Origin of the sequence: Nocardia sp. CDC153 (genome assembly GCF_035818515.1) — a bacterium.
GTDB lineage: Bacteria > Actinomycetota > Actinomycetes > Mycobacteriales > Mycobacteriaceae > Nocardia.
Genome location: NZ_JAYKYU010000004.1, coordinates 444,942 through 471,567, shown reverse-complemented (window position 1 = coordinate 471,567; position 26,626 = coordinate 444,942). Strand labels below are relative to the sequence as shown.

17 protein-coding genes are annotated in these 26,626 nt (G+C 70.2%); 8 read left to right on the top strand and 9 right to left on the bottom strand.

Annotation, left to right across the window (positions count from 1 at the left end):
- Window positions 1-2 precede the first annotated feature (2 nt).
- Window positions 3-1,607: an MFS transporter gene (locus VMT65_RS24665; protein ID WP_326310763.1), complete on the top strand. Its 1,605-nt coding sequence runs from the start codon at window positions 3-5 to the stop codon at window positions 1,605-1,607.
- Window positions 1,604-2,290, top strand: coding sequence for an SGNH/GDSL hydrolase family protein (locus tag VMT65_RS24660; RefSeq protein WP_326310762.1), 687 nt, complete (start codon window positions 1,604-1,606; stop codon window positions 2,288-2,290). The genes VMT65_RS24665 and VMT65_RS24660 overlap by 4 nt, the downstream gene beginning before the upstream one ends.
- Window positions 2,291-2,373: 83 nt before the next feature.
- On the opposite strand, the gene VMT65_RS24655 is transcribed toward VMT65_RS24660, so the two are convergent.
- Window positions 2,374-2,724: a hypothetical protein gene (locus VMT65_RS24655; protein ID WP_326310761.1), complete on the bottom strand. Its 351-nt coding sequence runs from the start codon at window positions 2,722-2,724 to the stop codon at window positions 2,374-2,376.
- Between the two features lie 189 nt (window positions 2,725-2,913).
- Between VMT65_RS24655 and VMT65_RS24650 the strand changes: the two genes are divergently transcribed.
- Together VMT65_RS24650 and VMT65_RS24645 are read left to right on the top strand one after the other, a co-directional pair.
- Window positions 2,914-3,900, top strand: coding sequence for a glycosyltransferase family 9 protein (locus tag VMT65_RS24650; protein WP_326310760.1), 987 nt, complete (start codon window positions 2,914-2,916; stop codon window positions 3,898-3,900).
- Window positions 3,901-3,965: 65 nt separating this feature from the next.
- On the top strand, window positions 3,966-4,790 hold the full coding sequence (locus VMT65_RS24645) for a class I SAM-dependent methyltransferase (protein ID WP_326310759.1): 825 nt from the start codon (window positions 3,966-3,968) through the stop codon (window positions 4,788-4,790).
- Window positions 4,791-4,814: 24 nt separating this feature from the next.
- On the opposite strand, the gene VMT65_RS24640 is transcribed toward VMT65_RS24645, so the two are convergent.
- The gene (locus tag VMT65_RS24640) at window positions 4,815-5,258 is read right to left on the bottom strand and encodes a VOC family protein (protein ID WP_326310758.1); all 444 of its coding nucleotides are present in this window, start codon (window positions 5,256-5,258) and stop codon (window positions 4,815-4,817) included.
- A gap of 86 nt (window positions 5,259-5,344) precedes the next feature.
- Here VMT65_RS24640 and VMT65_RS24635 point away from each other — a divergent pair, with 86 nt between their 5' ends.
- The gene (locus VMT65_RS24635; protein WP_326310757.1) at window positions 5,345-5,806 is read left to right on the top strand and encodes a phage tail protein; all 462 of its coding nucleotides are present in this window, start codon (window positions 5,345-5,347) and stop codon (window positions 5,804-5,806) included.
- On the opposite strand, the gene VMT65_RS24630 is transcribed toward VMT65_RS24635, so the two are convergent.
- Entirely contained in the window at window positions 5,790-6,674 is an 885-nt protein-coding gene (locus tag VMT65_RS24630) for an EamA family transporter (RefSeq protein ID WP_326310756.1), read from the bottom strand. The genes VMT65_RS24635 and VMT65_RS24630 overlap by 17 nt on opposite strands.
- 72 nt (window positions 6,675-6,746) lie before the next feature.
- The gene (locus VMT65_RS24625) at window positions 6,747-7,076 is read right to left on the bottom strand and encodes an ArsR/SmtB family transcription factor (RefSeq protein ID WP_326310755.1); all 330 of its coding nucleotides are present in this window, start codon (window positions 7,074-7,076) and stop codon (window positions 6,747-6,749) included.
- Window positions 7,077-7,259: 183 nt separating this feature from the next.
- Here VMT65_RS24625 and VMT65_RS24620 point away from each other — a divergent pair, with 183 nt between their 5' ends.
- Window positions 7,260-7,943 carry a M23 family metallopeptidase gene (locus tag VMT65_RS24620; RefSeq protein ID WP_326310754.1) on the top strand — a complete coding sequence of 228 codons (684 nt, stop codon included), beginning with the start codon at window positions 7,260-7,262 and terminating at the stop codon, window positions 7,941-7,943.
- Window positions 7,944-8,196: 253 nt separating this feature from the next.
- Entirely contained in the window at window positions 8,197-9,255 is a 1,059-nt protein-coding gene (locus VMT65_RS24615) for a hypothetical protein (RefSeq protein WP_326310753.1), read from the top strand.
- Here the strand turns inward: VMT65_RS24615 and VMT65_RS24610 are convergent.
- Window positions 9,206-9,532 carry a hypothetical protein gene (locus VMT65_RS24610; protein ID WP_326310752.1) on the bottom strand — a complete coding sequence of 109 codons (327 nt, stop codon included), beginning with the start codon at window positions 9,530-9,532 and terminating at the stop codon, window positions 9,206-9,208. The genes VMT65_RS24615 and VMT65_RS24610 overlap by 50 nt on opposite strands.
- 197 nt (window positions 9,533-9,729) lie before the next feature.
- On the opposite strand from VMT65_RS24610, the gene VMT65_RS24605 reads away from it, so the two are divergent.
- Window positions 9,730-10,065 (top strand): RNA polymerase-binding protein RbpA, encoded by a 336-nt coding sequence (locus VMT65_RS24605; RefSeq protein ID WP_040813164.1) that lies wholly within the window; start codon window positions 9,730-9,732, stop codon window positions 10,063-10,065.
- A gap of 75 nt (window positions 10,066-10,140) precedes the next feature.
- On the opposite strand, the gene VMT65_RS24600 is transcribed toward VMT65_RS24605, so the two are convergent.
- The 4 genes from VMT65_RS24600 to VMT65_RS24585 form a co-directional block, all read right to left on the bottom strand.
- Window positions 10,141-10,806, bottom strand: coding sequence for a hypothetical protein (locus VMT65_RS24600; RefSeq protein ID WP_326310751.1), 666 nt, complete (start codon window positions 10,804-10,806; stop codon window positions 10,141-10,143).
- 99 nt (window positions 10,807-10,905) lie between these two features.
- Entirely contained in the window at window positions 10,906-11,688 is a 783-nt protein-coding gene (locus VMT65_RS24595; RefSeq protein WP_326311191.1) for an ABC transporter permease, read from the bottom strand.
- 92 nt (window positions 11,689-11,780) lie between these two features.
- A complete protein-coding gene (locus VMT65_RS24590; protein WP_326310750.1) occupies window positions 11,781-12,773 on the bottom strand; it encodes an ATP-binding cassette domain-containing protein in 993 nt (330 codons plus the stop codon).
- On the bottom strand, window positions 12,770-26,458 hold the full coding sequence (locus VMT65_RS24585) for a non-ribosomal peptide synthetase (RefSeq protein ID WP_326310749.1): 13,689 nt from the start codon (window positions 26,456-26,458) through the stop codon (window positions 12,770-12,772). The genes VMT65_RS24590 and VMT65_RS24585 overlap by 4 nt, the downstream gene beginning before the upstream one ends.
- Window positions 26,459-26,626 lie beyond the last annotated feature (168 nt).

The following is a 26,626-nucleotide window of genomic DNA, read 5'->3' as shown; positions in this document are numbered from 1 at the left end:
CGATGACCGAGATCAGCCACCCCGCCCCGCCGACTCCCACCCCACCTGCCGACAACCACTCCGTTGACGAATCCCCTTCAGCCCCAACCACCTCCGACGCCATACAGTCGAACTCCCCTCCCGCCGCGCGGGTCGGCAGCACGCCCGCGGCCGGCACGGCTCCGGGCGCGACCACGACTTCGACCGGTGCCGCGAGGTCGGCAACCGCGAGCACATCAAACCGTTCGGTCGAGCCCGGTGCACCCGCGGCCGCTCGGGCCGCCCGCCTGGCGCTGCTCGTGGCCTCGGGCGCGGCGTTCATGTCCTTCCTCGATCTATCGGTAGTGAACATCGCCTTCCCGGCCATCACCCGCGACTACCCCGGCACCGCCGCGACCACCCTCACCTGGGTGGTGAGCGGGTACGCGGTGGCCTTCGCGGCACTGCTCACCCCGGCCGGTCAATTGGCCGACGCGCTCGGTCGTGGGCGCGTATTCCTCGCCGCGCTGGCCGGATTCGCGCTCACCTCGCTGCTGTGCGCGCTCGCGCCGGGTGCGGACTGGCTCATCGCGGGCCGGTTCCTGCAGGGCGCGACCGCGGCGTTTCTCATTCCGGCCGGGCTCGGTCTGGTGCTGAGCGTCACCCCGCCCGAACGCCTCGGGGTGGCCATGGCCGCGTGGACCGCCGCGGGCGGTTTCGCCGCCACCGTCGGTCCCGCAGTCGGTGGGGCGCTGGTCGATTGGTTCGGCTGGCGTTCGGTTTTCGTCATCAATGTGCCGATCGCGGCGCTGCTCATCCTCGCCGGGCTGCGGCTGGCGCGCGGGGATCAGCGACATCCGCACGGGCTGCCCGACCTCCTCGGCACCCTCGCCACCGGGCTCGGGATCGGCCTGGTCGTCGCGGCGGTCACCCAAGGCCAGCAATGGGGTTGGACCGACCCGCGCACCCTCGGCTGCGGGCTCGGTGGGCTCGTGCTCCTCGCGCTGGCGCTGTGGCGTTCGCGTTCGCATCCGTGTCCGGCCATCGCGGTCGGGTTGTGGCGCAGCCACTCCTACGCGCTGGTCAATGCCGTCGCCTTCGTCTTCGGCGCGACCATGTTCGCCTGGCTGCTGGCCGGGCCGCTGTGGCTCGACGGCCTGTGGCACTACTCGGTGCTGAAATCCGCGGCCGCCATGACCGTCGGCGCGATCGCCTCCATGGTCACCGCCGTCGCGGCCGGACGCGCACCCGTGACCTGGCAGCGCTGGCTCGGCGTACTCGGGGCACTGATGTTCGCCGCCTCCGCGTTCTACATGAGCACCGACGTCTGGAATGCCACGTCCGCGCTGTGGCAGGCGTGGGTGCCCGCCGGAATCCTCGGCGGCGGCGGCATCGGCCTGCTCATCACCGTGCTCGGCACCACCGCCGCCAGATCCCTTCCGCCGCAACGGTTCGCGGCCGGGGTCGGCATGAATCTGACCGCCCGCCAATCCGGCGGCGCGCTCGGGGTGGCCGTGCTGGCCGCCGTCTTCGCCGCCGAGAAGGCACGGCCGCTGACCGCCTTCCACACCCTGTTCGCCGTGTGCGGCGGTATCGCCGTCGTCGCGGCCGCACTCGCCGCCCTGCCCGTGAAGGAGACGATCGCATGAGCGACCGCATCGAGACCACCGACCCGTTCACCCTGTCCGACGCCGCCGCGGCCGCCATGCTGCGCGACGTGCCCTGGCGGCGGCTGGCCGTGATCGGCGATTCCACCGCCGAAGGCATCGGCGACCCGTGGCCCGGCTACGAAACCATCCCGTGGGCAGACCGATTGGCCCGCTGGCTGCGCGCCGCCCATCCCGACACCGCCTACCTCAACACCGGCAAGATGGGCGCGGTCCTCGCCGACGTACGCACCCAGCAACTGCCGACACTGCAGGCGTTTCGACCCGATCTCGTCCACCTCACCTGCGGCGGCAACGACCTGTTCCTACGCGGCGCGAACCTCGCCGACGTGGAAGCCGAGCTCGACGATCTGTGCGCGCGGGTGGCCACCACCGGCGCACGGCTGTCGCTGTTCACGCTCGCCGACTGCTTCACCGGCCGCATGCAACCGCTGCGACCCCTGTTCGCCGGATTCGCCGAGGCCGTGCGTCGCGTCGCGCACCGCCACGACGCCATCCTCACCGAATTCTGGGACCACCCCGCCCGATTGCGGCCCGACTGGCTCTCGGCCGATCTCATCCACCTGAGCATGGCCGGACACGCCGTGGCCGCCGCCGAGGTCGCCAAGAGCCTGGCCCGCCACACCCTGCGCGAGTTGCCCTCCGAATACGCCCAACACGGCTGACACACGGTGAGGCCGCACCGGATGTCTACCCGGTGCGGCCTCGCCGTCGGTCCGTTATGTCGTTGTCGCGCTTGGTGTCCGACTCACTTCCACAGTGCCGCGATCAACACGTTCAGGATCGCCAGCCCACCGGCCGCATCACACATCCACGCCACTTCCTTGCCGCGCTTGGCATCCGCGCGCCCCATCTCGGCGAACGCCGCGACCAACACGGCCACAACAAGTTTCACGATCATCTTCGCCATGTTCGGGTCCTTGCCCAGCGAATGAATCGACTCGGCCATCCCCAACAGCACCACACCGGTGATGATCTGGGCGCGCGCACCCCACACCATCAGTTCCGACACCCGCGGCCGGGAGGCAACATACCCGCCGACCACCGCCGCCATACCGAGCAGATGAGCCGTCACCACGAGGTTGTAGACGAAGGTCATGAGGCACACCGTAATCGATCACACCTCGGCAACGACAGCCGGTAGTACAAACCCGAATTCGCGGCGCGGGCACGGACCCCCGGGTTTCACCTCGCGACCGGCCGGGTAGTCCTCTCCCAATGGCTCTCCGCGGTGTCCGGGTGGAGAGTCTCGCGTCGTGGGCAGCGTGGCCAGGCTAGGAGAAACAAGGTGGCGGTTGTACTGGTGCTGCGAGCACGGGGGCTCGGTGATCTCCTCACCGCGGTCCCGGCATTGCGCGCGCTGCGACGGGCCCGGCCCGACGACCACATCGCGCTCGCCGCGCCGCACCGGCTGAAACCGATCGTCGACCTCATCGCTTCGGTCGACGAGATGGTGCCCGTCAGCGACCCGATCGGACTGCGCTGGGACGGTGAGGCTCCCGCGCTCGCGGTCAACCTGCAGCCCGGCACCGAGGGCATCGTCGAGTTGGCCCGTACCCACCCCGCCCGCATCCTCAGCTACCGCAATCCGGCCTTTCCGGACCTGGCGGGCCCGGACTGGCAGCCCGACATGCACGATGTGGACCGCTGGTGCCATCTGCTCGAATTCGACGGCATCGCCGCCGACCGCCGCAATCTCGGCCTGGTCCCGCCGGTGGCCACCACCAGCCACCGCGACGCCGTGGTCGTGCACATCGGCGCGGGCGCGGCCGCCCGCCGCTGGCCACCCGACCGGTTCGCCGCCGTGGTCCGCCACCTGCTGGTCCAGGGCCGCGAGGTCGTATTGACCGGTGACGAACCCGAACGCGAGACCGCGCTCGGCGTCGCCGCCCGCGCCGGACTCTCACCGGCGCGCGTGCTCGCCGGTCAGCAGAACCTCATCGAATTGGCCGCCACCGTCGCCGAATCCGCCCTCGTCATCTGCGGCGACACCGGAGTCGCCCACCTGGCAACCGCTTTCGGCACCCGCACCGTGCTGCTGTTCGGCCCCAACCCGCCCAGCCGCTCCGGGCCACCGCCGCACCTGCTCGGCCGCCACGCCGTCCTGTGGGCGGGCCAAACCGGCAATCCGGACGCGCCGGGCATCGATCCCGGGTTGCTGAAAATCGGTGTGCCCGAAGTGATCAACGCCGTGGACAAACAACTGCGCAAACGTCCCTGGCCGGGCACCAATCTCGACCGGCGCACCCAACAGTCCTACCGCCGCGTCGGCTGAGCCCACCCGATCCGGCCGAACATTTATCCAAGACACCGGGATCCGGTGGCGGCGATAGTGCGTGCATGACGGAAAGAGAAATCCCCGTGCACGCACAGCTGTCCGGGGTGCCGGAGACCGCGTTGTGGACATTGCGCAATCGGGCCGAGGAAGCATTGCGGGCCGATTCCGGGTTCGCCGACGCCGAGGCGGTCAGGCTCTATCGCCGCCTGGGTGGCGAGGATTTCGAGCGGTTCGGCCCACCCAGCCAGGTGCACGCGCTGCGGGCCCAGGTGATCGACACGGTGATCGCGGAGTTCCTCGGCAGCCATCCCGGTGCGCCGGTGGTCGCGCTCGGCGAGGGGTTGCAGACCACCTATTGGCGGCTGGGCGAACCCGAAAGCGCCTGGTACTCCATCGAATTGCCGGAGATGATCGACGCGCAGGAGCGGCTGTTGCCCGCCGCGCCGGGGATCACTCGGCTGGCGTATTCAGCGCTGGATCGACAGTGGTTGGAAAAGGTGCCGTCCGGGCCCGCGGTGATCACCGCCGAAGGACTGTTCATGTATCTGCCGACCGCGGACGTTCATGCGCTGATCGCCGATCTGGCAGCCCACTTCCCCGGCGGTGTCCTGGTCTACGACTCCATTCCGCGTCTGTTCAGCGCCATGACGCGCACGGGGCGGGTGCGGCTCAGCGATCGGTACACCGCGCCGCCGATGCCAACCAGTCAATCGCCGCGCCAGGCCCGGCGGCTGCCCGGCCGAATCCCGGGAGTCGTTGCCGCGCAAGACCTTCTCCCGCCGCGCGGCCGCGGACGATGGGGCTCACCCGTGCTGCGCTGGGCGGCCGACACCCCGATCGGGCACGCGCTGCGGCCGTCGATCACCCTGCTGCGGTTCGCGCAGTGACCCGCTCTCACCCGCGGTGCGCGGTCACGCGCCGATTTCCTCGGCCAGCCCGACGATGATGCCCTCCGGGCCGCGCACATAGCAGAGCCGGAACATCTGCTCGTAGGGCTCGATCGTCCCCACCAGTTCCGCACCGTGCCCACGCAACCGGGCCACCACGTCGTCGATATCGTCCACCGCGAACATGATTCGCCGGATCCCCAGCGCATTGGCCGGAGCCTGTTTCGGTTCCGGTCGCACCACCTCGGGCGTGTAGAACTTCGCCAACTCGATCGCTCCGGGCGCGTTCGGAATCCGCAGCATCGCCACCTCCTGCCGCACCCCCTGAACATCGATCACCCGCTCCACCCACTCCCCCTCCACCGACCCCCGCCCCTCCAACACCATCCCCAACTCCACGAAGAACGCGATCACCGCATCCATGTCCTCGACCACGATGAGCACATTGTCCATTCGCCGAATCGCCATGTCGGCTCCTTCCCGAGCTGTCGAGTCAGAATATTCGTCGGGGTGTCCGGCGTAGGTCGTCGGCGACGGCGAAACATAATGCGTTCATGACCTATGCCGTGGACTTCACGAACGTTTCGACTGTCGGGCTGGAATCCTCGCCGGTCGCCGAGGCGCTGGCGGGGTTGCGGGCCAATGAGGCTCGCTACTTCAAGAACAAGTACGACCATGTGTTCACCGTCGAGCCCGCGAGCAAGGCCAAGAAGACCGTGGACTGGGTGAGCACGATCCTGAAGCAGGAGCGGGACATCGTGATCGCCTCGCCGCCCTTGGAGGCCACCGAGTTCGAGGTCGAGGGGATCAGGATGGCCTACGTCTTCTACCAGAGCGGGCTGTCGATCAACGTGATGTACACCCTCGCCGACGCGGGCAAGCGCGCGGTCGGGTTCAAGCTCTCCGACGGCATGGAGGTGCCCGAGGAGCTCTCGGCGTTCAAGTTCGCGCGCCAGAAGTCCAAGCTGGCCGGGACGATTCGCGGGTCCTACTTCGTCATCAAGAACGAGCACTGATCGCGCTCAGGATCACCGCCGCCATCACCAGGGCGATGCCGCACAGCTCGGCCACCGACGGGCTCTGGGCCAGGGCGATCGCGCCGATGACGGCCGCGGTCGCCGGGAGTAGCGCCAACAGCAGGGCGAAGCGGGCGCGGCCGACCGTGCGCAGCACCACCTGATCCAGGCCGTAGGGCACCGCGCTCGACAGCACGCCGACCCCGACGCCCAGCAGCCAGGTGCGCGGGTCGGTGAAAGCGCTTGCGTCCAGGACCAATTGGCTGGTCACCAGGATCGGGGCCAGCAGGGCGGCGGCCGCGGCCATGCCCACCGCGAGCGCGTCCAGGCCCGAACCCGCGTCGGCGACCCGCTTGCCGACCAGGATGTAGCCCGCCCACATCGCCGCGGCCAGCAGCGCGAAACCGACACCGAGCGGCTCGGCGTCCGAGGAGACACCGGCGAGCAAATAGACCCCGGCCACCACCAGCGCCACGGCCACGAAATCGCGGGCACGCCGCGAGCCGAGGGTGGCGACCGCGACCGGGCCGAGGAATTCGATCGCCACCGCCGTCCCGAGCGGGATCCGCGCAATCGCCTCGTAGAAGACGATATTCATGCCCAAGGTGATGACACCGAACCCGGTGGCCACCAAAACCGAACGCCGCGTCCAGCTTCCGCGCCAGGGCCGCCGCCACGCCACCAGCGCGAGCCCGGCCGCCGCGGCCCGCAGCCACGCGACCGTCGCGGGCTCGACCGTGCCGAACAGATACACACCCATTGCCGCACCGAGGTATTGCGACACCCCGCCCACGATGAAGATCAACGGCACCGACCACGCGGGCACCCCGGCCCGGCGCTGATTCTCGACTGCGACGGACGTTCCCACGCCCGCCACCGTATCGCTGCCCACCGACCGGTGACGTATCGCCGCCCGCGACGGGTGGGCGCCGCCCGGGGGCTATCCGCTCGCCGGCCGACCCTCGCGCGCAGTCGACAGGGCGGCCGAATACGCGGCCAGGGCGCTGGGCCAGAACTGCTCGAGATAGTCGCGCGCGTCGGCCAGACCGCGCGGATCCAGCGAGTAGAGGCGTCGATTCCCGGCGGGCCGCATCATCACCAGCCGCGCCTCCCGCAACACCTTCAGATGCTGCGAGATAGCCGAACTGGTGACTCCCAGGGCGGCGGCGAGCTCCCCGACCGACTTCTCACCCTGCGGCAGGGACTCGAAGACCGCGCGGCGGGTGTCGTCGGCGAGCGCGTTCAGCACCCGCACTCCATTAGCGACCACTTACATAGAGTGCCCGCATTGCGATCATTGGGTCAATACACGGGCAACCCTCGTTGGCCAACGTCATCCGAGAATTACCGGCGTGTCGTTATCGCACCGTGACACGTCAACTGGGCTTTTGTACCACTGTGATGGTCACAACTTCATTTCTGAACATCAGCTGAGACCTCGTACGTTCGATGCATGCCCGTAACCGTTCCGTTATCTGGACTGCGCGGAGCCGCCCGGTATCGCACGGCCGCCACCCGTGCACTGGCCGTCACCGCCGTCGTCGGCGCCTCCCTGACCGCCCTGGCCGCGGCCGACCCGCACGAGCCGGGCGCACTCACCGGTTACCCCGTCGCTAATGCCGCCGAGAGCGACGCGCCGTTCACCGCGTTCACCCCGCGCGAGGCCCAGATGCCGCAGGTGGTGCCACAGCAGGTCCTCGACTTCCTCAACAACCTGCACGCCGAGCAGGCGCGCCCGAAGACCGTGCGCCCCTCCGACGGTCCGCTCAGCTCCGGCTTCGGCATGCGCTGGGGCGCCATGCACGCCGGGATCGACTTCGCGGGCGCGTTCGGCTCCCCGATCCGCGCGGTCACCGACGGCACCGTCATCGAGGCCGGTCCGGCCTCCGGCTTCGGCCTGTGGGTGCGCGTGCTACAAGACGACGGCACCATCGGCGTCTACGGCCACATGCAGGACATCCTGGTCCAGGTGGGCCAGCAGCTGCGCGCGGGTGACGTGCTGGCCACCGTCGGCAACCGCGGCTACTCCACCGGCCCGCACCTGCACTACGAGGTGCACCAGGGCGAGGGCGCGGCCATCGACCCGATCCCCTGGCTGGCCGCCCGCGGCATCGACGTCGGCATCCCCACCGACTGACAGGCCACCACGGCCCAGTCCGTGAGTCGCTCCGGGCACCGATGAGGGGTGCACGGTGTGGCTCGCGCGGCGGGATACCCGGATCGTCTCGCACCGCGCGGTCCACGTATCGAGTTGCGCGCCAAGGGCGTTCGCGGTGCTGGAACACGGCCTCGGCTCATACCGCCGAGGCCGTTCTCATACCCGGGTACTACGTGCCCACCCCACCGTCGGGGGACGTGGCGCGCGGTTTCGCGCTCCTAACGTCACCGTCATGACCACGCTCGATCGTCCTTCGCTCGTGCCGACCGCCCTCCCGCTCCCCGACCGTCGCCTGCACCGCCCGCTGCTGGTGACCACCGCCGCCATGGCCGCGTTGGCGCTGTTCTCCTTGTGCGCCATGGCCTTCGACGACCGCATGCTGCTCGGCGAATCGGTCTGGCTCAAACCGCTCAAGTTCGCCACCGCCTTCACCCTCTACTGCGGCACCCTGGCCTGGCTGCTCTCGTTCCCGCATCGTGGCCGCCGCCTGACCTGGTGGATGGGCACCGTCTTCGCCGCCACCGGGGTCGTCGATGTCGGCTTCATCGTGCTGCAGGCCGCGCGCGGCACCTTCAGCCATTTCAACGGTCAGCACGACGCGGTCAACGACATCGGCCAACAGGTCTTCGCGTCCGGTGTGCCCGGTTTGTTCCTGGCGAATCTGGTGATCGCCGTGACGCTTTCGTGGCAGCGCGTCACCGACCGACCCACCTCGATGGCGATTCGCGCGGGCCTGGGCATCGCGGTGTTCGGCATGGCGCTGGGCTACACCATGGGCTTCAGCGGCAAGCAGCAGACCACCGACGCCTACGGCCACCCCGTCACCCTCGAGGCCGGGCACACCTTCATGCACGGGCAACCCGAGGTCCGCGATGGCGTCGCGGGCATGCCGGTGACGCACTGGTCCACCGCGGGCGGCGATATGCGGGTCGCGCATTTCGCGGGCCTGCACGGCATTCAGCTGCTCATCGTGGCCGCCATCGTGTTGGCGCGGCTGGCGCCGAGCATCGGCTGGCTACGCACCGAACGCACCCGTACCCGCCTGATCGGCGTCCTGGCGCTCGGTTACACGGGTGTGGTGGCGACGCTGCTGTGGCAGGCGTTGCGCGCGCAGCCGGTGACCCGACCCGACGGTGAAACCCTCACCGCCTTCGGCCTTGTCGCGGCGCTCACCGCCCTCGGTGTCGGACTCGTCTACGCCCTGAGCACCCGCGAGCGTGTCACCGGCCGCCACGCGGCCGTCAGCGCAGCCGTTCCGCCTCGCGCGCCAGTGCCACCAATGTCGCGGTGAGATCGGCGAGTTCGATCATCTCGGCCCCCTCCGCGACGGCCGTGGCCACATCCTCGGCCGCGCAGCGGGCCGCGAACCAGCGATCGGACAGGTCGGCGACCTCCTGGGCACTCAGTACCACCGAATCCTCGGGAATACCGGTGCCCTTCACGCTGTTTCGATGTTCGTACGCCCGCTGGCGACACGATTGTCGGCAATACCGCCGGCGGCGTCCGATCTCCGATTCGGCGATCTCCCGCCCGCACCACTGGCAGCAGGACAGCACGCGTCGAGACATGGTCCGTCACAATAGCGCTTTGCGGCCGCGACCGGGCGGAAGGGCACGCCGCGGCAACACGGCCGCGCCGGACGAGTAGAATGGCGGGGTTCTCCTCTGCGGGAACCTCCGCGTTCGCGTCTGCGTTGTAGTGACGTAGCGCAGATGCAGAAACACTGTTGTAGAACATTGCCGACAGGCGAGAAGGGACCGCACTCATGGCAGATCGCGTACTCCGGGGCTCTCGGCTCGGAGCGGTGAGCTACGAGACCGACCGCGACCACGACCTGGCTCCGCGTCGGATGGCGCGGTACCGCACGGACAATGGCGAGGAATTCGACGTTCCGTTCGCCGATGACGCCGAAATCCCGCCGACCTGGCTGTGCCGCAACGGCCAGGAGGGCATCCTCCTGGAGGGCACCACCCAGGAGCCCAAGAAGGTGAAGCCGCCGCGCACCCACTGGGACATGCTGCTCGAGCGCCGCAGCAAGGAGGAGCTCGAGGAGCTGCTCCAGGAGCGCATGGAGCTGATCAAGAACCGCCGCCGCGGCTAGCCGCAACGGCACACGACGAACGGGTCCCCCGCACCGAATCGGTGCGGGGGACCCGTTTTTCGCCTCCCTGGGCTCTCACAGCCGGACGGTGATGGGCACCGACGCCTGACCGAGTGCCTTCAGGCCGGTGCCGGGCTCTTCGAGGGTCACGTTCAGGCTGCCGGACCCTGCGGTGTAATTCACCGCCGGATCCTGCTGGAGCCGCACCTTCATGTGATAGGTGATGGACTGGCCGGGAGCCAGCGTGACCGACGGGACGACAGGCGCGAGCAGATAGTCCATCCCGGTGCCCTCCCGCACGAAGGTCACCTGCTTCCAGGTGCCGGTGCTCGGGTCGAGCAGTTGCATGGTGCCCTGCGGACTCATGTGAGCCCCACTCGGCCCGCACGAGCAGTGGCCCATGGCGGCGACGACGCCCACCGGCTGTGCGGTGGCGGTGGCCGAGGGGTTGGTCAGGGTGAAGTCGAACGCCAGCGCGTCACCGCCCAGCGTGATGGCGGTCGAGCCCGGGACGGTCAGCGTGATGTTCACGCCGCCACCGGATCCCGTGGCCTGGGCCGCGGCGGCGGGCGCGGTGCTGCCGGGCGCGGCCACCGATGTCGGCGCGGTCACCGGTGTCGGCGCGGCCGGCGCGACCGCGGACGGCGTGGGGCTGCCGGCGTCCGGGCCGCAGCCGGACAGCATCGCGGCCGCGGCTACACAGCCCGCCACCGCTCCCAGACGAAGCGACGTATTTTTCATGATGTCCCCCGGGGTTCGGGGCCGCGAATGAGGCCCACGCTACGAATCATCCAGGTATCGCCGAACACCCCGAATCCCGTTAATCCGTCCGCGGATGGCTCAGTGGCTGGCCACCTTCCGGTACTGCAGCAGCGCGATCGGCACCGCGACGGCCAGGATCGCCAGCGAGCAGTAGATGGAGTATTCGACGCAGTGTTCGGCGGGCCAGCCGGTGGCCGGTTTGAAGATCGGCGGGGACCCGTTGTCGAACAGCTTGCGTCCCGCCGCCGACACCGCGGTGATGGGATTCCACTCCGCGACGGTCTTCAGCGGCCCCGGCAGCGTCTCCCCGGAGATGAACGCCGAGGAGATGAAGGTGAGTGGGAAAAGCCAAATGAGCCCGGCACTTTGGGCCACCTCGACACTCGGCGACATGAGCCCGGTAATGGCTCCCACCCACGACATGGCGAACGCGAACAGCAGAATCACCCCGAACGCCAGCACGGCGTCCATGATCGCGCCATTGATCCGCCACCCCACCACGTACCCGCACGCGACCATCACGGCCAACGCCAGAATGTTGACCACCAGATCCGAGAGCGTGCGCCCCATCAGCACCGCCAGCCGCGACATCGGCAGCGTCCGCATCCGGTCGATAATGCCCTTGTGCAGGTCGTTGGCCAGCCCGACGGTGGTGAACGCGGCATTGAAAGCGACTGTCTGCGTGAAGATTCCGGCCAGCAGGAATTCCCGATACTGGCTCCCGCCCAGCGACGCCCCGAAGATGTATGCGAACAGGAACACGAACATCAGCGGCTGAATCGTGGCGGTCACCAACAGCGTCGGCACCCGCAGAATGGTCAGCAGATTGCGGTACGCGACGATCGCGCTGTCGCGCACCACCCGGGGTAGCAGTATCGCGGGCCCTTCGGCGCGGTGCCGGCCGTGGACGGCCTCGGCGGTCGGAGCGGCGGCGGGCTCGGCGGGGACCGTCGTCACGACAGAATCTCCTCTTGGACGGGCTCGGCGGTGGGGGCTGGAACTTTGCGGTCGGCGGATTTGCCGGTGAGGGAAAGGAATACGTCGTCGAGGCTGGGCCGGTGCACGGTCGCGTCGATCACGCACACCCCCGCGTCGTCGAGTCGGCGCAGGGCCTCGACCATGGTGCGGGTCCCGTCCCCCACCACGACGGTGACCTCGTCGGCGCCCTCGTCGGTTTCGGGTTCCCCGATGCCCACCCCGGCCAGCACGCGCCGCGCGGGCGCGGGATCCTGTCCGGCGGCCAGGGTGACGGTGAGCTTGTCGCCGCCGATGGAGGTCTTGAGTTCGTCGGCCGAGCCGCGGGCGATGACGCGGCCGCGGTCGATGACGGTGATGCGGTCGGCGAGGAGGTCGGCCTCCTCCAGGTACTGGGTGGTAAGCAGCACGGTGGTGCCGTCGTCGACGAGTTCGCCGATGACACGCCACATATCGAGGCGTCCGCGCGGGTCGAGTCCGGTGGTCGGCTCGTCGAGCACGACCACCGGGGGTCTGCACACCAGCGCGCCGGCGAGGTCGAGCCGCCGGGCCATGCCGCCGGAGTAGGTGCCCGCCCGCCGCCCGGCCGCGTGCTCGAGCCCGAGCGCGGCCAGCAGTTCCTCGGCGCGCGCGGCGGCCCGCTTGTGGTTCATTCCGTACAGCCGCGCCACCATGCGCAGGTTCTCGAATCCGGACAGATTGGCGTCGACCGCCGCGTACTGGCCGGACAACCCGAGCCGGGTGCGTGCGCGGGCGGGATTCTTCAACACATCCACGCCCGCCACGTACACCGATCCCGAGGACGGGCGTAGCAAGGTGGTGACAATGCGGACCGTGGTGGTCTTGCCCGCCCCATTGGGCCCGAGCAATCCCATCACGGTGCCGGACGGAATCGACAGATCGATCCCGTCCAGCACCCGCACCTTGCCGTAATACTTCACCAGCCCTTGGACTTCCACCGCGAGACTCATGCCTTCCCCTCCCGCCGGGCCTCGATCGCCGCCAGGTGATCCCGCAATACCGGCCCGATGACGGCGAGGGATTCGGGCGTGGTCATACCGGCGTGCGTGCAGCGCACCAGTTGGTCGTGCACGACACCGGTGACATACGGCTCCCACGCGGCGGCGCAGCGCTCCGGGTCGGCACGGTTGATCTCGTCGTCGGCGGCGGTGAAGAACAGCAGATCGCCGTCGAAGACGTGGGGTTGGAAGCCGTGGGCCTGCTCGGCACCGTTCTCGTATCCGGTGTAGAGCCGTTCCAGGTGTTCCACGGTCAGCGCCGCGAACGGCCCGGAGCGCGAGCGCAGCAGCTCGGCCGCCTCGTGCAGGGTCATGCGCGGGTCGATGTCGGCGTCGCCGCCGAGCAGATCGCTGCCGAATTCGGCGATGATGGCCGACACCGACGGCACCGCCGTTTCCAGCCACTGGTCCGAGAGCTGGTAGCTGTCCATGAGTCCCAGCAGCGCGACCTCGTCGCCGCCCTGCTGCAACTGCACGGCCACCTCGTGGGCGATGAGCCCACCCAGCGACCAACCGATCACATGGTACGGACCCTCGGGCTGCACCGACTTCATGTGCGCCACATAGTATTTCGCGGCCTCGGCGATGGTGCGGTGGCTCTCCTCCCCGGCGACGTGCGGGGCCTGCAGCCCGTACACCGGCCGCTCGTGCGGCAGATGCGACAGCAGTCCGGCGAAGCACCACGACAACCCGATCGCCGGGTGCACGCAGAACAGCGGCGGCACGGTCGAATCCGGGGCGGCGGGCCGCAGCGGCAGCACCGCGCCCAGGGCCGCGGCCAGCGCGGCACCGGCGTCACCCTTGGCGTCGGCGAGGCGGGCGGCGATGGCGGCCGGGGTGGATTCGCCGAACATGGCCTGCACCGGCAGGTCGATGCCCTCGGCCCGCAGCGCCGCCACCACCTTGGTGGCCAGCAGCGAGTTGCCGCCCAGTTCGAAGAACCCGTCGTCCGCGCCGACCTGTTCGATGCCCAGCACCTCGGCGAAGGCGGCACACAGCGCCGCCTCGATAGGCGTGGTCGGGGCCCGGTAGCCCTCGCGGGCCGCGAACACCGGTTCCGGCAAGGCCTTTCGATCCAGCTTGCCGACCGGTGAGAGCGGCACCCGCTCCAGCAGCATGATCGACTGCGGGACCATGTAGTTGGGCACCAGTTCGGCCACGTGCGCGGTCAATTCGGCCGTGGTGGGCGCGGTTCCGGTGCGCGGCTTCACATACGCCACCAGCGCGGTGGATCCGGCCGGGGTGCGATGCCCGATGGTGGTGGCGAACTCGACATCCGGGTGCTTGGCCAGGGCCGCGTCGATCTCGCCGAGTTCGATGCGGAAGCCGCGGATCTTGACCTGGTGGTCGGTGCGGCCCACGTATTCCAGATCCCGTGCGCGACCGCCGTGTTCGAGCCAGCGCACCAGGTCACCGGTGCGGTACATGCGCTCGCCGGGCTTGCCGAACGGGTTGGCCACGAACCGTTGCGCGGTCAGCCCCGGCCGCCGCAGATAGCCGCGCGCGAGGGCGGCACCGGCCAGGTGCAGTTCGCCGGTGACCCCGCTCGGCGCCGGGTGCAGGCGCGCGTCGAGCACGGTCGCGCCGACACCGCGGATGGGTCCGCCGATGGTGATCTGCGCGCCGGGTGCCATGGGCCGCGAAATCACCGTCACGATGGTGGTTTCCGTGGGTCCGTACACGTTGTAGAGCTTGCGGCCCGGGGCCCACCGGGCGACCAGATCCGGTGGCAGCGCCTCGCCGCCGACCAGCACGTGCCGCAGCGCGGTCACGCCGGTCGGGTCGACGGTGCCCAGCGCCGAGGTGGTGATGAAGGCGTGGGTGATGCCCTCCTCGATGAACACCTGCCCCAGTTCCTGCCCGCCGACCACGCCGGGTGGGGTGATCACCAGGGTGGCCGCGCCGCCGAGGGCGAGCAGCAGGTCGAGCATGGCGGCGTCGAAACTCGGTGTCGCGAAATGCAGGACGCGGCAGCCGGGGCCGACGTCGAAGCGCTGCGCGGTCTCGGCGGCGAAGTTGGACAGGCCGCCGTGGGTGACGACCACGCCCTTGGGGATGCCGGTCGATCCGGACGTGTAGATCACATACGCCGGGTTGTCCATGCGCAGCGGCACGGTCCGCTCGGCGTCGAGGATCGGCGAGTCCGAGGTCGCGAGCACCCGCCGCCGGAACGACGGCGCGTCCAGCACGGTCCAGTTGGCCCCGTCGGGCATGCGCTCTCGATACGAGGACAGCGTGATCCCCACGGCCGCACCGGAATCCAGCAGCATGTGGCTGATGCGCTGTTCGGGGTAGTTGGGGTCGACGGGCACGAACGCGGCACCGGCCTTGGCGATGGCCAGCATGACCGCCACCGATTCGGCCGAGCGCGGAATGCCCATGGCGACCAGGGTTTCGGGCCCGACGCCGTAGCCGATGAGCACGCGCGCCAGCCGGTTGGTCCACCGGTCGAGCGCGTCGTAGGAGATCTGGGTGCCCGCCGAGCGGACCGCGATGGCCGACCGGTTGAGGTTGGCGGCGGCCTCGAACACCTCCGGGAAGGTGATGGGCAGCCCGGGTTCCGCACCGCGGACCGGGGCCAGCGCCGACCATTCGCCGGAGTCGAGCAGTTCCAGATCGCCCACGGCGGTGGCCGGATTCGCGGCCGCCGCGCCGAGCAGGCGGACGAAGCGTTCGGCGAGTCGGTGGGCGGTGTTCTCCTCGAACAGGTCGGCGGCGTAGTTGACCGAGACCGTGATGCCGTCGGGTTCGCGCTTGTCGGTCCAGGATTCGGTCAGCGTGAACTGCAGATCGAATTTGGCGATGCCCGGGTCGGCGTCGTCGGCCTCGATGCGCATGCCCGGCAGTTCGAGGACCCGCACCGGCTGGTTCTGCACCGACAGCATGACCTGGAACATCGGGTGATGCGCCTGCGAGCGCACCGGATTGAGCACCTCGACGAGGCGCTCGAACGGCACGTCGGCGTGCGCGAAGGCCTCGAGGTCGGTGTCGCGGACCGCGCGCAGCAGGTCGGCGAACGCGGCCCCGCCCGCGATGTGGGTGCGCAGCACGAGCGTGCCGACGAACATGCCGACCATGCGGTCCAGGGCCGGATGTCCGCGCCCGGCAATGGGTGTGCCGACGGTGATGTCGTCGCCGGAGGTCAGTCGATGCAACAGTGCGACCAGTGCCGCGTGCAACACCATGAACATGGTGACGCCGTGCTCGGCGGCCAGAGTTTGCAGTTCACGGTGGGTGAAGGCGTCCAGCTTGCATTCGACGGTGCCGCCGCGATAGGTCGGAACCGGCGGTCGCGGCCGATCGGCAGGCACCGCAAGCAGTTCCGGAATACCGTCGAGCGCGCGCCGCCAGTAGTCGAGCTGGCGGCTGATGACCGATTCCGGATCGTCCTCGCGACCCAGCGCATCCTGCTGCCACAGCGTGTAATCGGCGTACTGGATGGGCAGTTCGGGCCAGTCCACCGCCTGTTTGGCGCTGTGGGCCCGATAGGCGGCGGCGACGTCGGCGGCCAGGGGTTGCAGCGACCAGCCGTCCATGGCGATGTGATGCACGACCAGCACCAGGATGTGTTCGGTCTTGCTGCCGTCCAGCCGCAGCAGGGCCGCCCGCAGCGGAATGCTGGTGGCCAGATCGAACCCGTTGGCGGTGACCCGGCGGATCTCCTGGGGCACTTCGGCTTCCGACACCGTGCGCAGCGGCAGGGTGACCGCCGCATCGCCGGGCTCGAGGATCTGCTGGCAGGGTTCGCCGTCGATCTCGGGGAAGATGGTGCGCAGGGTCTCGTGCCGGCGCTGCACCTCGTGCAGGGCCGCGCGCAGTGCCGCAATGTCGAGTTCGCCGTGCAGGCGCAGCGCGACGGGAACGTTGTACGCGCCCAACGCCTCCGCACCGGCGAGCTGACCGCGATCCCCGGAGGCGTTGAACTTCTCCAGGAACCACAGCCGCCGCTGCGCGGCCGAGAGCGGAATCCGCGCGGGCCGGGTGCGTTTGCGCGGTTCGGGCCGCAGATCCGTCGACGCCGTTCCGGCATCGAGGGCCGCGGCGAGCCCGGCCACGGTCGGCGCGGCGAACACCGCCCGTACCTCGAGGCGCACCCCGGTGGCAGCGGCCAGGCGTGCCACCAATTGCGTGGCCAGCAGCGAGTTTCCGCCGACCTCGAAGAAGCTGTCGTCCGCGCCGAGGGCCTCGGCCCCGACCAGCTCCCCCATCACCTCGGCGACCAGGCGCTCGGTGTCGGTCTCCGGATCGCGGGACACGACGGCGACGACGGGCTGCGGTTGCGGCAGCGCCTCGCGGTCGAGCTTGCCGACCGGGGTGAGCGGAATGCGGTCGAGCAGGGTGATGGCCGACGGAACCATATGCGCCGGAAGGTGTTTGGCGCAGTAACCGCGCAGTTCCTCGAGGTCCGGAGCGGCGGCCGGGTCGATGGGCAGCACGTAGGCCACGATGCGGCGCACGCCCGCGATCTCGCGCACCTCCGTGTGGGCGAAGCGGACCGCCCGGTGGCCGGTGAGCACGCCGTCGATCTCGCCGAGTTCGATGCGGAACCCGCGCACCTTCACCTGGTGGTCGCTGCGGCCCAGGTACACGATCTCCCCGTCCGCGGTCCAGCGCACCACATCACCGGTGCGGTAGAGCCGCGAGCCCTCGGGGCCGTACGGGTCGGCCACGAAGCGGGCGGCGGTGAGGTCGAAACGCTCGAAATAGCCGCGCGCACCGCCCTGTCCGCCGAGGTAGAGCTCGCCGGGCACGCCGACCGGGACCGGCCGCAGCCGCTCGTCGAGCACCAGCGCGCGGGCCCCGCGCACCAGGCTGCCGATGGTGATCGGCTCGCCGACGGTGAGCGGTCCGGCGATGGTGACCACGACGGTGGTCTCGGTGGGCCCGTAGCCGTTGAACATCATGCGCCCGGGTGCCCAGCGCGCCACCAGTTCCGGCCCGCAGGCCTCCCCGCCGACCATGACCGAGCGCAGGTGCGGCAGCGCCCAGCGTTGCCGATCGATGGTGGCCAGGGCCGCGGGGGTCATGAAGGTGTGGCTGACCTGTTCGCGGTCCATGAGCGCGGCCAGCTCGTCGCCCCCGTACACGTCCGGCGGGACGATGATCATGGTCGCGCCCGCGCCGACCGCCAGCAGCAGGTCGAAGATGGCGGCGTCGAAGCTCGGCGAGGAGAAGTGCATGGTCCGCGAGTCCCGGTCGACCTTCATGCGGTCGCGGATCTCGTCGGCGAAGTTGGACAGGCCGCCGTGAGTGACGGCCACGCCCTTGGGTTTTCCGGTGGACCCGGAGGTGTAGATGACGTAGGCCAGCTCGGCGGTCCACAGGGTGGTGGTGCGTTCGGCGTCGGTGACGGGTCCGTCGTCGAGCACCTCGAGTTCGTCGAGGAGCTCGGCATTGTCGAGCAGCAGCCAGTCGACGTGATGGTCGCCGGCGGCGGTGAACAGGTCCGCGGCGTGCTCGGTCATGCTGATCCCGACCCGGCAGCCGGAGTCGGTGAGCATGTGCCGCACCCGATCCGCCGGATAGTTGGGGTCCACCGGCACGAAGGCGGCCCCGCACTTGGCGACGGCCAGGGCCGCCAGCACCGATTCCACCGACCGGGTCAGCCCGAGGGCGACGCGGTCGCCGGGGCCCAGGCCGCGGTGAATCAGGGCCCGCGCCAGGCGGTTCGAGTAGACGTCCGACTCCAGGTAGGTGAGTTCGGTGTCGTCGAAACGCAGGAACACCCGGTCGGCATTGAGGTGCGCGGTGGCCGCGAAGTAGGCGGCCAGGCTGCACTGCGGTTCCGGCGCGGGACCCCAGGCGGGGGTGAACAGTTCGCGTTCGACCTCGGTGCGCGCGTCGATGTCGCGCACCCGCACCCGCGGGTCGGCGGCGATGGCGTCGAACACGCGCAGCAGCCGCTCGGCCAGGGTCTCCACCGTGGACTGGTCGAAAAGCTCGGCGGCGTAGACGAATTCGAAGACCCGATCCTCGGCGTCGACGCCGGGCAGCACCCGCAGTTCGAGATCGAATTTCGCCAGGGCGATATCGAGTTCCTCGGCGTGCAGCGACAATCCGGGCAGCCGCAGCGCGGGCACCGGGGTGTCCTGCACGGTCAGCGCTACCTGCAGCAGCGGGCGCGCGCCGTAGCGGCGCTGCCGGTCCTCGCCGGAGCGGTCCCGGTCGGCGGCCTGGATTTCCTCCACGACCCGCTCGTAGGGCACCTCGGCGTGGGCCATGGCGGCCAGTTCGGTGTCGCGATCGGCTTGCAGCAGTTCGGCGAAGCTGCGGTCGGGGTCCACGTCCGAGCGCAGGATCAACGTATTGACGAACATGCCGACCAGTTCGTCGAGGCGGGTGTCGGTGCGCCCCGCCACCGGGGTGCCGATGACGATGTCACGGCCGCCGGTGACCGTGCGCAACAGCACGGCCAGCGTGGAGCGCAGCACCATGAACAGGCTGACCCCGTGGGCGCGGGCGACCTCGGCGAGCTTGCGCTGCACGGTGTCGGGCACCTCGAAGCGCAGCGACCCGGCCCGCTGGGTGGGCTCGGCCGGACGCGGCCGGTCGTAGGGCAGCGGCAGTTCCTCGGGCAGGTCGGCCAGCGCGGTGCGCCAGTAGGCCAGCTGGGCGGCGGCCTCGCTGTCGAGATCGCTGTCCGCGCCGAGGATCTCGCGCTGCCACAGGCTGAAGTCGGCGTACTGCACCGGCAGTGGCGTCCACGCGGGTGCCGCGCCGCCGTGGCGGGCGGTGTAGGCGATGGCCAGGTCCCGGGTCAGCGGGCCCAGCGACCAGCCGTCGGCGGCGATGTGGTGCAGCGCGATGCCGAGCAGGTGCCGCCGGTTCCCGGTGCGCAGCAAGGTCATTCGCAGCGGGATCTCACGGGTCAGGTCGAAACCGCGGCGGGCCAGCGAACGCAGCGCGGTGCGCGCGCCGACCTCGTCGGTCTCCACGGCCTCGAGCACCGGCAGGCAGCGCGCGGTGTCCAGGACCACCTGGTAGGGGCCGTGTTCGTCCTCGGGGAAGACGGTCCGCAGCACCTCGTGGCGTTCCACCACGTCGGCCAGCGCGGCCCGCATCGCCTCGATATCCGGATCGCCGTCGATCCGCAGGACGAAAGCAATGTTGTAGGCGCTGGATTCGGGGGAAAATCGGTTGAGGAACCACAGTCGCTGTTGCGGCAGCGACAGTGGCACGCGCTCCGGGCGTGGCGAGTGCACAGCCAGCGCGACACGCTGCGTCCGGGGCGCTTCCGCGAGCCGGGCGGCCACGCCCGCGACCGTCGGGGCCTCGAAGATGGCGCGCACCGGCAGCTCGACACCGAATTCGGCGTGCAGGGCCGCGGTCAGGCGGGTGGCCAGCAGCGAGTTGCCGCCGATCTCGAAGAAATTGTCCTCCGCGCCGGGCGCGACCCCGCCGAGCACGGTCCCGAAGATGAGCGCGACCTGTTGCTCCAGTTCGGTTTCCGGGGCGCGGGTGGGCGCGGCGGACACGAATACCGGCGCGGGCAGCGCCTTGCGGTCGAGCTTGCCCGACGGCGTGACCGGCAGGGTCTCGAGGATGGTGAGCGCGGAGGGCACCATGTAGCCGGGCAGCCGCCCGCGCGCGGTCTCGAGCACCGCGGCCGGGTCGAGGTCGGTGTCGGCGGTGAGATAGGCGACCAGGCGCGGGATTCCGCGTTCGTCGTGATGGACGACGGTGAGCGCGAAGGTGACTCCCGGGTGCGCGGCCAGCACATGGTCGATCTCGCGCAGTTCGATGCGGAAGCCGCGAATCTTGATCTGGTCGTCGGCACGGCCCAGGAAGCGCAGCTGCCCGGTGCCGTCGGCGACCACGAGATCGCCGGTGCGGTACATGCGTTCGCCGCGGCGGCCGTGCGGATTGGCCGGGAAGCGTTGCGCGGTCAGCCCGTGGCGGCCGAGGTAGCCGCGCGCGAGACCGGGTCCGGACAGGTACAGCTCGCCCGCGACGCCCGGCGGCACCGGGTGCAGGCGCGCGTCGAGCACGAACAGCCGCATGCCGCGCACGGGCAGACCGATGGGCACCGGCTGCCCGGCGATCATGGGTCCGGTGGCGGTGGCCGCAACGGTGGCCTCGGACGGGCCGTACATGTTGTGCATGCGCCGCGGCGGGTGCCCGGGCCGGGAATCCGGTGCGGTCCAGACCTTCACGAGATCCTCGGGGCAGGCCTCGCCGCCGACGATGACGGCCTCGAGCTCGGGCAGGTCGTCGGCGGGCACGGTGCCCAGGGCGGCGGGAGTGACGAAGGCGTGGGTCACCCGCTCCTCGCGCAGGATGCGCGCGAGTTCGATACCGCCGAAGACCCCGGCGGGCGCGATGACGATGGTGGCCCCGGCAGCGAAGCCGAGCAGCAGCTCCAGCACCGAGGCGTCGAAGCTGGGTGAGGAGAAGTGCAGGGTGCGAGCCGAATCGGTGACCTTGAACAGGTGCATCTGCTCGTGTGCCAGCGACGCCAGGCCCGCGTTGGTGACCACCACGGCCTTGGGTTGGCCGGTGGAGCCGGAGGTGTAGATCAGATAGGCCGGGCCGCCCACGCGCAGCGGGTGGTGCCGGTCGGCGTCGGTGACCGGGGTGTCGGGGAACTGCGCGCATTCCTGCGCGAGCTGTTCGGAGCCGAGCAGCAGCCAGTCCACATAGTTCTTGCGGTGACGCCCGCGGCTGCCGGGCCAGTCCGGCATGTCCTCGCGCCGTTCGGCATTGGTGATGCCGAGCATGGCACCGGAGTCCGACAGCATGTGCGCGATGCGGTCGGACGGGTAGTCCGGGTCGATGGGCACGTACGCCGCACCGGTCTTGGCGACCGACCACACGGCGAGGATGCTCTCCAGGCCGCGCGGCAGGGCGATGGCGACCACGACCTCCGGGCCCGCGCCGTGCTCGATGAGCACGCGCGCCAACCGGTTCGAGCGTTCGTCGAGTTCGCGGTAGGTGGTGTCCTCACCGAGGTAGCGCACGGCCACCGCGTCGGGGACGCGTTCGGCGGTGTCGGTGAGCAGCCGGGCCAGGGTGATCGCGGGTTCGGCGGGGGAACCCATGATGGGCACCAGTTTCGCGGTCTCGCGCGCGTCCAGCAGCGGCAGATCACCGACCGGGATCGACGGATCGGCGACGGCCGCGGCGAGCAGGGCGACGAAGCGGCGGGCGATGGCCTCGACCGTGGGACGATCGAAAACATCGGCGGCATAACCGAATTCGGCGGTCAGCGGAGCCTCGTCGGCGGGTGCGCCCGCCGGTTCGTGCACGGTCAGCTGCAGGTCGAACTTGGCGATGTCGGTGTCCATCGGCACGACTTCGGCGCTGACGCCGGGCAATTCGATACCCAGTTCCGGACTGCTGTCGTAGGACAGCATGACCTGGAACAGCGGGTGCCGGGCGGCCGAGCGCTCCGGGTTGACCACCTCGACCAGCCGCTCGAACGGGACGTCGGCATTGGCGAAGGCATTGAGGTCGGTGTCGCGGACCTCGGTGAGCATGCGGTCGAATCCGGCGGCCGGGTCGATGCGGGTGCGCAGCACGAGGGTGTTGACGAACATGCCGACCAGGTCGTCGAGCGCGGGATCGCTGCGCCCGGCGATGGGGGTGCCGATGGCGATGTCGGTCGTATTGCACAGGCGCGCAAGCACGGTCGCGAGCGCGGCGTGCAACACCATGAAGGTGCTGACGCCCCGTTCGGCGGCGACGGCGGCCAGGGCGCGGCGGGTGTCGGCGGGGATGGTGAACCCGACGGTGCCGCCCTCGGTGGACCGCTGCCGCGGGCGCGGGCGATCCAGGGGCAGGTCCAGCTGATCGGGCAGATCGGCCAGGGCGGCACGCCAGTAGGCGAGTTGGCGGGCCAGGGCGCTGGCCGGGTCGGCCTCGTCGCCGAGCAGCTCGCGTTGCCACAGCGCGAAATCGGCGTACTGCACCGGCAGCGGCGTCCACTCGGGGGCACGGCCTGCGGCGCGGGCGGCGACCGCGGTCATGATGTCGCGGATCAGCGGGGCGATGGACCAGCCGTCGCCGCTGATGTGGTGCAGCACCATGAGGAACAGGTATTCCTCGGGCCCGGTCGCGTACAGGGCCACCCGCACGGGGGCCTGGCTGCGCAGATCGAAGCTGTACCCGGCGAATTCGGTGGCCAGGGCGACGACGTCGGCGTCGGTGGCGTCGACGGGTTCGAGGGTCAGCGGGATCTCCGCGGCCGGGTGCACCACCTGGCAGGGGCCGTCGGGGGTGTCGGGGAAGGTGGTGCGCAGGCTCTCGTGCCGGTCGAGGACGTCGACGAGTCCGGCGCGCAGGGCCGGAATGTCCAGGGGCCCGGCCAGTTTCACCGCGAACGGCATGTTGTAGGCGGCGGCGTGCTCGGCGAACCGGTTGAGGATCCACAGCCGCTGCTGCGCGAGGGACAGCGGAATCTGTTGCGGGCGCGGCCCGGCCACCAGTTTCGGGGAGGCGTGCTCGGGGCGCGCCCCGGCCAGGCGGGCGGCCAGCGCGGTGACGGTGGAGCTTTCGAACAGGTCACGAATGGTGAGCGAGACCCCGAGCGCGGCATTGACGCGGGCCACGGCCCGGGCGGCGGTCAGCGAGTTGCCGCCCAGGTCGAAGAAGCTGTCCTGGACATCGATGTCGTCGGTGCCGAGGACCTCGGCGAAGATGGCGGTGAGCTGGCGTTCGACGGCATTGCCGGGCGCGGCGGCGGGCCGGGCCGGGCGGCGCGCGCCCGCGTCGGGCTCGGGCAGTGCCTTGCGGTCCACCTTGCCGTTGGCGCTGAGCGGTAGTTCATCGAGCACCATGAGTATCGACGGCACCATGTAGCCGGGCAGGGTGCGGCGCAGTCCGGCGGCGAGCTCGGCGGTGTCGAGGGTGCCCGCGCCGGGGGCGGCGACCACGTAGCCGATGAGCTCGTCGCCGCCGCGACCGCGCCGGGCCACGCACACCGCGCGGGCCACGCGCTCGTCGGCGAGCAGGGCGGCCTCGATCTCGCCGAGCTCGATGCGCAGGCCGCGCACCTTGACCTGGAAGTCGCTGCGGCCCAGGTATTCCAGCACGCCGGAACGGCCGCTGCCGCGCCAGCGCACCAGGTCGCCGGTGCGGTACATGCGGGTGCCGGGGGTGAACGGGTTGGCGACGAACCGGTCGGCGGTCAGGCCCGCGCGGCCCAGGTAGCCGCGGGCCAGCTGCACGCCCGCCAGATACAGCTCACCCACGACGCCGGGGGCGACCGGTTGCAGGCGGGCGTCGAGCACGTAGGTGCGGGTGTTCCAGATCGGTGCGCCGATGGGCACGTCGGTGGTGCCGGGCGTGCAGTGCCAGGAGGTGACGTCCACGGCGGCCTCGGTGGGCCCGTAGAGGTTGTGCAGCTGTGGGGATTCCGGGCCGGTGCCCAGCGCGGCGTGGAATTCGGCGACGGTGGCGGCCGGCAGCGCCTCACCGGAGCAGAACACGCGGGTCAGTCCGGTGCAGCCCGCGACATCGGTGTCGGTGAGGAACACCGACAGCATGGACGGCACGAAATGCGCCGTGGTGACGCCCTTCTCAGCGATGATCCGGGCCAGGTAGCCCGGATCGCGGTGCCCGTCGGGGGCGGCGATGACCAGTCGGGCCCCGATCTGCAAGGGCCAGAAGAACTCCCACACCGACACGTCGAAGGTGGCGGGGGTCTTCTGCAGCACCACATCGGAGCTGTCGAGCGGGTAGGCGTGCTGCATCCAGCGCAGCCGGTTCACGATGGCGGCGTGGGTGACGCCGACGCCCTTGGGTTTGCCGGTGGAGCCGGAGGTGAAGATGACGTAGGCCAGATGGTCCGAGCGCAGGGGTGCGCGCCGGTCGGCGTCGGTGACCGGGCGGCCGTTGCGGGCGGACAGGTCGGCCACGTCGATATCGAATCGCGGTGCGCGGCGCGGCAGTTCGAGCCGGTCGCGGCGGGTGGTGAGCACGCACAGCGGCCGGGCCTGCTCGAGGATGGCCTCGATGCGGTCGGCCGGGTGATCGGGGTCGATGGGCAGGTAGGCCGCACCGGCCTTGACGATGGCGTACATGCCGATCAGCAGGTCCAGGCTGCGGCGAACGGCCAGGCCCACCAGGGTGTCCGGGCCCGCGCCGCGTGCGATGAGCTCGCGCGCCAGGCGGTTGGCGCGTTCGTCGAAGGCGGCGTAGGTGAGGGTGTCGCCCTCGAAGTCCAGGGCGACGCGTCCGGCGGACATGGCGGCCCGGTCGGCGAACAGTCCGGCCAGGGTGCCTTCCTGGCGGGCGACCTGGGTCGAATTCCATTCGTGCAGGACGCGTTCGCGTTCCAGCTCGGTGAGCACCGGCATGTCGGCGATCACCGTCTCGGGGGCGGCGGAGACGAAGCGGGCCAGGTAGTCCAGGAAGCGGCCGTGGTGCATGGACAGTTCGGCATCGCCGTAGAGGCGCGGGTTGGCCTCGAAGTCGATGTGGATGCGGTTGCCCAGGCCGTTGTAGAGGTTGATCGACAGGTCCTCGACCGGGCCGGTGGACAGCACGTTGATGGAGCCGACCAGGCTGCCGAACCGCAATTCGCTGTGGAACAGCATGAGATTGACCATGGGCCCGAAGAAGCCGCGGGCATCGCGCGAGTAGCCGCAGTCGCGGCGGATGTCGTCGCTGCGGTAGCGCTGGTGGCGCAGCGCGCCGGTGATCTGCAGTTCGATGGCGCGCACGGTGTCGGCGACGGTGTCGGCGGGCGTGAACTGCACGCGAATGGGCACCACGTTGGACACGACGCCGCCGGAACGGCGCAGCGCCACCGTGGTTCGCGCCGAGACCGGCAGGCTCAGCACCACGTCCTGGGTGCCGGTGACCGCGCGCACGTATCCGGCCAGGGCGGCCACGAACAGCGCGGAGCTGTTGGTGCCGTAGGCGGCCGCGGCGGCCTCGATGGCGGATTCGACATCGCGGCCGATGACGGCGGTGGCGGTGCGGCGGCCCGCGTCCGAGGCCGTCGGCAGGGATCCATTGCTGGACAGGGTGATCGGCTCGCCGACCCCGGCGAGTTGTTCGCGCCAGTAGTCGCCGTCAGTGACGAAACGGCTGGTCTCCCGGTAGCGGTTCTCGTCGGCGTAGATGGTCGCCAGCGGGGTGGCGCGCGAGACCGCCGGTTCGGTCTGGTTCTCCAGCGCGGTGTAGATCTCGGCGGCGCGGGTGGTGGCGTTCATGGCGCCGTAGCCGTCGATGACGATGTGGTGGCCGCGGGTGTACCAGATCCAGTCCGAATCCCCGACGCGCAGCACCACATTGATGGTGAGCGGGTCGTGCTCGATATCGATGGGCGAGCTGGCGTGCTCGTTCATCCAGGCCATGGCCGCGGCCCGCGGATCGGGCTCCTCGCGCAGGTCCATGCGCTGCCAGCCGGGCCGCCACGCCGGATCGACCACCTGGTGCGGGACGCCGTCGATCTCGAGCAGGCGCACGTGGCCGACTTCGCTTTCGGCGCCGAAGCGTTCGATGGCGTAGAGCAGCCGTCCCACGTCCAGATCGCCGTGGATCTCCACGAATTGCGCGATGGTGAGCGGGATATCGGGTCGGATGCGTTGGGCGTACCAGAGGGCCGATTGCGCGGGAGAGAGCGCGAAAGGTTGAGCCGAGAATTCACCCGAAGAACATTGGTCGACACGGTCGGTGGCCAATGAACTCATCAAACACTCCGTTCTGACGCTGTAGACGCAACTCCCCGAGCCCCGAAAATCGATCAGATGGGTTCCACGGTCCGGCTTTCGCGCGCACGCGCGAGCCGTAGGACGTGGCCCACGCCCTATGATTCGGAGCATCCCGCCGAGCGGATCGGTGGTGATCTCGAGTTGCCC

Excerpts from the sequence above, each read along its gene's own strand:
- VMT65_RS24665 (WP_326310763.1), top strand. The coding sequence starts at position 3 with ATGACCGAGATCAGCCACCCCGCCCCGCCGACTCCCACCCCACCTGCC.
- VMT65_RS24660 (WP_326310762.1), top strand. The coding sequence starts at position 1,604 with ATGAGCGACCGCATCGAGACCACCGACCCGTTCACCCTGTCCGACGCC.
- VMT65_RS24655 (WP_326310761.1), bottom strand. The coding sequence starts at position 2,724 with ATGACCTTCGTCTACAACCTCGTGGTGACGGCTCATCTGCTCGGTATG.
- VMT65_RS24645 (WP_326310759.1), top strand. The coding sequence starts at position 3,966 with ATGACGGAAAGAGAAATCCCCGTGCACGCACAGCTGTCCGGGGTGCCG.
- VMT65_RS24640 (WP_326310758.1), bottom strand. The coding sequence starts at position 5,258 with ATGGCGATTCGGCGAATGGACAATGTGCTCATCGTGGTCGAGGACATG.
- VMT65_RS24635 (WP_326310757.1), top strand. The coding sequence starts at position 5,345 with ATGACCTATGCCGTGGACTTCACGAACGTTTCGACTGTCGGGCTGGAA.
- VMT65_RS24620 (WP_326310754.1), top strand. The coding sequence starts at position 7,260 with ATGCCCGTAACCGTTCCGTTATCTGGACTGCGCGGAGCCGCCCGGTAT.
- VMT65_RS24615 (WP_326310753.1), top strand. The coding sequence starts at position 8,197 with ATGACCACGCTCGATCGTCCTTCGCTCGTGCCGACCGCCCTCCCGCTC.
- VMT65_RS24610 (WP_326310752.1), bottom strand. The coding sequence starts at position 9,532 with ATGTCTCGACGCGTGCTGTCCTGCTGCCAGTGGTGCGGGCGGGAGATC.
- VMT65_RS24605 (WP_040813164.1), top strand. The coding sequence starts at position 9,730 with ATGGCAGATCGCGTACTCCGGGGCTCTCGGCTCGGAGCGGTGAGCTAC.
- VMT65_RS24600 (WP_326310751.1), bottom strand. The coding sequence starts at position 10,806 with ATGAAAAATACGTCGCTTCGTCTGGGAGCGGTGGCGGGCTGTGTAGCC.
- VMT65_RS24590 (WP_326310750.1), bottom strand. The coding sequence starts at position 12,773 with ATGAGTCTCGCGGTGGAAGTCCAAGGGCTGGTGAAGTATTACGGCAAG.
- VMT65_RS24585 (WP_326310749.1), bottom strand. The coding sequence starts at position 26,458 with ATGAGTTCATTGGCCACCGACCGTGTCGACCAATGTTCTTCGGGTGAA.